Origin of the sequence: Rhodococcus sp. 852002-51564_SCH6189132-a (genome assembly GCF_001665495.1) — a bacterium.
Classification (GTDB): Bacteria; Actinomycetota; Actinomycetes; order Mycobacteriales; family Mycobacteriaceae; genus Rhodococcus; species Rhodococcus pyridinivorans.
The window spans coordinates 1-5410 of sequence record NZ_LZMJ01000010.1 but is presented as its reverse complement, the minus strand read 5'-3'; the positions used below and the strand labels follow the sequence as shown (position 1 = coordinate 5410).

The window sequence follows — 5410 nt, the reverse complement described above, 5'->3', positions numbered from 1 at the left end:
TGTGTGCGTGTTCTTTGAGAACTCAACAGTGTGCCGATGAATGTCAGTGCCAAATATTTTTGGTACTCCGCTCCATCATTTTCGATGGGGTGGGTATTTGCTGATCGTCTCATTCTTCCGTCTGGGATGATCAGTGTTTGAGCTAGTTTGAGTTTTTTTGCTAGTGATTTGACTCTTTTGTCTTTGACTGATTGCCCCTTTTGGGGGTGATTGTGAGTCTTCAACGGAGAGTTTGATCCTGGCTCAGGACGAACGCTGGCGGCGTGCTTAACACATGCAAGTCGAACGATGAAGCCCAGCTTGCTGGGTGGATTAGTGGCGAACGGGTGAGTAACACGTGGGTGATCTGCCCTGCACTCTGGGATAAGCCTGGGAAACTGGGTCTAATACCGGATATGACCTCTTGCTGCATGGCGAGGGGTGGAAAGTTTTTCGGTGCAGGATGAGCCCGCGGCCTATCAGCTTGTTGGTGGGGTAATGGCCTACCAAGGCGACGACGGGTAGCCGGCCTGAGAGGGCGACCGGCCACACTGGGACTGAGACACGGCCCAGACTCCTACGGGAGGCAGCAGTGGGGAATATTGCACAATGGGCGCAAGCCTGATGCAGCGACGCCGCGTGAGGGATGACGGCCTTCGGGTTGTAAACCTCTTTCACCCATGACGAAGCGCAAGTGACGGTAGTGGGAGAAGAAGCACCGGCCAACTACGTGCCAGCAGCCGCGGTAATACGTAGGGTGCGAGCGTTGTCCGGAATTACTGGGCGTAAAGAGCTCGTAGGCGGTTTGTCGCGTCGTCTGTGAAATCCCGCAGCTCAACTGCGGGCTTGCAGGCGATACGGGCAGACTCGAGTACTGCAGGGGAGACTGGAATTCCTGGTGTAGCGGTGAAATGCGCAGATATCAGGAGGAACACCGGTGGCGAAGGCGGGTCTCTGGGCAGTAACTGACGCTGAGGAGCGAAAGCGTGGGTAGCGAACAGGATTAGATACCCTGGTAGTCCACGCCGTAAACGGTGGGCGCTAGGTGTGGGTTTCCTTCCACGGGATCCGTGCCGTAGCCAACGCATTAAGCGCCCCGCCTGGGGAGTACGGCCGCAAGGCTAAAACTCAAAGGAATTGACGGGGGCCCGCACAAGCGGCGGAGCATGTGGATTAATTCGATGCAACGCGAAGAACCTTACCTGGGTTTGACATGTACCGGACGACTGCAGAGATGTGGTTTCCCTTGTGGCCGGTAGACAGGTGGTGCATGGCTGTCGTCAGCTCGTGTCGTGAGATGTTGGGTTAAGTCCCGCAACGAGCGCAACCCTTGTCCTGTGTTGCCAGCACGTGATGGTGGGGACTCGCAGGAGACTGCCGGGGTCAACTCGGAGGAAGGTGGGGACGACGTCAAGTCATCATGCCCCTTATGTCCAGGGCTTCACACATGCTACAATGGTCGGTACAGAGGGCTGCGATACCGTGAGGTGGAGCGAATCCCTTAAAGCCGGTCTCAGTTCGGATCGGGGTCTGCAACTCGACCCCGTGAAGTCGGAGTCGCTAGTAATCGCAGATCAGCAACGCTGCGGTGAATACGTTCCCGGGCCTTGTACACACCGCCCGTCACGTCATGAAAGTCGGTAACACCCGAAGCCGGTGGCCTAACCCCTTGTGGGAGGGAGCCGTCGAAGGTGGGATCGGCGATTGGGACGAAGTCGTAACAAGGTAGCCGTACCGGAAGGTGCGGCTGGATCACCTCCTTTCTAAGGAGCATTTCTCCCGGCGAGGGGTCACACAGGTGACTTCCTCACGGGCAGAGACTGTTTCGTTCCCGCAGGTGGAACGGCAGAAGCTCATGGGTGGAACGCTGACAACCATCACCGCGTATGGCGGGGATACAGATCCTCGTCGCGGTGGTTATATCGGTGCACTGTTGGGTCCTGAGAGAACACGCAATGTGTTTGATCAGCGACGATGATCCGCGAAACAAGGAAATCAGTTTTCTTGCGGTAGGGGTTGTTGTGTGTTGTTTGAGAACTGCACAGTGGACGCGAGCATCTTTGTTGTAAGTGTTTATGAGCGTACGGTGGATGCCTTGGCACCAGGAGCCGATGAAGGACGTGGGAGGCTGCGATATGCCTCGGGGAGCTGTCAACCGAGCTGTGATCCGAGGATTTCCGAATGGGGAAACCCAGCACGAGTGATGTCGTGTTACCCGCATCTGAATATATAGGGTGTGTGGAGGGAACGTGGGGAAGTGAAACATCTCAGTACCCACAGGAAGAGAAAACAACATGTGATTCCGTGAGTAGTGGCGAGCGAAAGCGGATGAGGCTAAACCGAGTACATGTGATACCTGGCAGGGGTTGTGTATTCGGGGTTGTGGGGTTCGTTGTGTCGGCGCTGCCATGCCGGCCGACAGTGAGAAATCGTCGTGTTAGTCGAAGTGGTCTGGAACGGCCTGTCGTAGAGGGTGAGAATCCCGTAGACGAAAACACGGTGACTGTCGATTCGAATACCCGAGTAGCACCGGGCCCGTGAAATCCGGTGTGAATCTGTCGGGACCACCCGATAAGCCTGAATACTCCCTGGTGACCGATAGCGGACTAGTACCGTGAGGGAAAGGTGAAAAGTACCCCGGGAGGGGAGTGAAATAGTACCTGAAACCGTGCGCTTACAATCCGTCAGAGCCGATGCACGATTCAGTTCGTGGTGGGTGATGGCGTGCCTTTTGAAGAATGAGCCTGCGAGTTAGTGGCATGTCGCGAGGTTAACCCGTGTGGGGTAGTCGTAGCGAAAGCGAGTCCGAATAGGGCGCATGTAGTGGCATGTTCTAGACCCGAAGCGGAGTGATCTACCCATGGCCAGGGTGAAGCGATGGTAAGACGTCGTGGAGGCCCGAACCCACTTAGGTTGAAAACTGAGGGGATGAGTTGTGGGTAGGGGTGAAAGGCCAATCAAACTCCGTGATAGCTGGTTCTCCCCGAAATGCATTTAGGTGCAGCGTCGCGTGTTTCTCACCGGAGGTAGAGCTACTGGATGGTCTAGGGGGCCCACAAGCTTACCGAAATCAGCCAAACTCCGAATGCCGGTGAGTGAGAGCGCGGCAGTGAGACTGCGGGGGATAAGCTTCGTAGTCGAGAGGGAAACAGCCCAGATCGCCGGCTAAGGCCCCTAAGCGTGTACTAAGTGGAAAAGGATGTGGGATCGCTGAGACAACCAGGAGGTTGGCTTAGAAGCAGCCACCCTTGAAAGAGTGCGTAATAGCTCACTGGTCAAGTGGTTCTGCGCCGACAATGTAGCGGGGCTCAAGTACACCGCCGAAGCCGCGGCACTCACACAACACCCCGGAAGGGTTACGGCTTTTCCGGCAGTGGTGTGGGTGGGTAGGGGAGCGTCGTGCAGCCGTGGAAGCGCCGGAGTGATCCAGGTGTGGAGGCTGCGCGAGTGAGAATGCAGGCATGAGTAGCGAAAGACGAGTGAGAAACTCGTCCGCCGGATGACCAAGGGTTCCTGGGCCAGGTTAATCCGCCCAGGGTGAGTCGGGACCTAAGGCGAGGCCGACAGGCGTAGTCGATGGACAACGGGTTGATATTCCCGTACCCGTGTATCCGCGCCCAATGGCGAATCAGTTGTGCTAACCGTCCAAAAGTTTCCGCTGTTCCTTCGGGAACTGTGGGGATGGCTGCACGGGACCCTGATTGTAGTAGTCAAGCGATGGGGTGACGCAGGAAGGTAGCTGGGCCAGGTGATGGAGTACCTGGTGTAAGCCGGTAGGGCGAATGGTAGGCAAATCCGCCATTCACACAGCCTGAGAGGTGATGCGTACCCGTTGAGGGGAATTCAGTGATCCTATGCTGCCGAGAAAAGCCTCTAGTGAGTTGGTACACGGCCCGTACCCCAAACCGACACAGGTGGTCAGGTAGAGAATACCGAGGCGATCGAGAGAACTGTGGTTAAGGAACTCGGCAAAATGCCCCCGTAACTTCGGGAGAAGGGGGACCACGCCCGGTGACGGCCCTTGCGGTCCGAGCTGGGGGTGGTCGCAGAGACCAGAGAGAAGCGACTGTTTACTAAAAACACAGGTCCGTGCGAAGTCGTAAGACGATGTATACGGACTGACGCCTGCCCGGTGCTGGAAGGTTAAGAGGACCGGTTAGCGGAGCAATCCGCGAAGCTGAGAATTTAAGCCCCAGTAAACGGCGGTGGTAACTATAACCATCCTAAGGTAGCGAAATTCCTTGTCGGGTAAGTTCCGACCTGCACGAATGGCGTAACGACTTCTCTGCTGTCTCGACCACAGACTCGGCGAAATTGCATTACGAGTAAAGATGCTCGTTACGCGCGGCAGGACGAAAAGACCCCGGGACCTTCACTATAGCTTGGTATTGGTGTTCGGTTCGGTTTGTGTAGGATAGGTGGGAGACTGTGAAGCTCATACGCCAGTATGGGTGGAGTCGTTGTTGAAATACCACTCTGATCGTATTGGACCTCTAACCTCGGACCATGATCTGGTTCAGGGACAGTGCCTGGTGGGTAGTTTAACTGGGGCGGTTGCCTCCCAAAATGTAACGGAGGCGCCCAAAGGTTCCCTCAGCCTGGTTGGCAATCAGGTGTCGAGTGCAAGTGCACAAGGGAGCTTGACTGTGAGACTGACAGGTCGAGCAGGGACGAAAGTCGGGACTAGTGATCCGGCACCGGCATGTGGAAGCGGTGTCGCTCAACGGATAAAAGGTACCCCGGGGATAACAGGCTGATCTTCCCCAAGAGTCCATATCGACGGGATGGTTTGGCACCTCGATGTCGGCTCGTCGCATCCTGGGGCTGGAGTAGGTCCCAAGGGTTGGGCTGTTCGCCCATTAAAGCGGCACGCGAGCTGGGTTTAGAACGTCGTGAGACAGTTCGGTCTCTATCCGCCGCGCGCGTTAGAAACTTGAGGAAGGCTGTCCCTAGTACGAGAGGACCGGGACGGACGAACCTCTGGTGTGCCAGTTGTCCCGCCAGGGGCATGGCTGGTTGGCTACGTTCGGAAGGGATAACCGCTGAAAGCATCTAAGCGGGAAGCCTGTTCCAAGATGAGGTTTCTCACCCCCTCGAGGGGGTAAGGCCCCCGGCAGACCACCGGGTTGATAGGCCGGAACTGGAAGCCCAGCAATGGGTGGAGGTGACCGGTACTAATAGGCCGAGGACTTACCACGAAGATGTTACGCGTCCACTGTGCGGTATCTGAAACAACACACACAGATCCGAAAATCCTGCAGCAGCAGGTGATTCGAGGAATCTGCGTGGACTATTGTTTCATAGAGTTACGGCGGTCATAGCGACAGGGAAACGCCCGGTCCCATTCCGAACCCGGAAGCTAAGCCTGTCTGCGCCGATGGTACTGCACTCGACAGGGTGTGGGAGAGTAGGACACCGCCGAACACCCGTT

1 protein-coding gene and 3 rRNA genes are annotated in these 5410 nt (G+C 56.5%); 3 read left to right on the top strand and 1 reads right to left on the bottom strand.

What is annotated here, in order from left to right:
• On the bottom strand, window positions 1-224 hold a 224-nt coding region (locus A5767_RS23580), incomplete at its 3' end, for a hypothetical protein (protein WP_231913093.1).
• On the opposite strand from A5767_RS23580, the gene A5767_RS01655 reads away from it, so the two are divergent.
• The 3 genes from A5767_RS01655 (at window position 221) to rrf (ending at window position 5403) form a co-directional block, all read left to right on the top strand.
• Window positions 221-1742 (top strand): 16S ribosomal RNA (locus A5767_RS01655). The two genes, A5767_RS23580 and A5767_RS01655, sit on opposite strands and share 4 nt — an antisense overlap.
• Before the next feature lie 300 nt (window positions 1743-2042).
• Window positions 2043-5177: ribosomal RNA gene (locus A5767_RS01650) — 23S ribosomal RNA — on the top strand.
• A gap of 109 nt (window positions 5178-5286) precedes the next feature.
• Window positions 5287-5403: ribosomal RNA gene (gene rrf, locus A5767_RS01645) — 5S ribosomal RNA — on the top strand.
• Together the 16S, 23S and 5S rRNA genes form the textbook arrangement of a ribosomal RNA operon.
• Window positions 5404-5410: the final 7 nt, after the last annotated feature.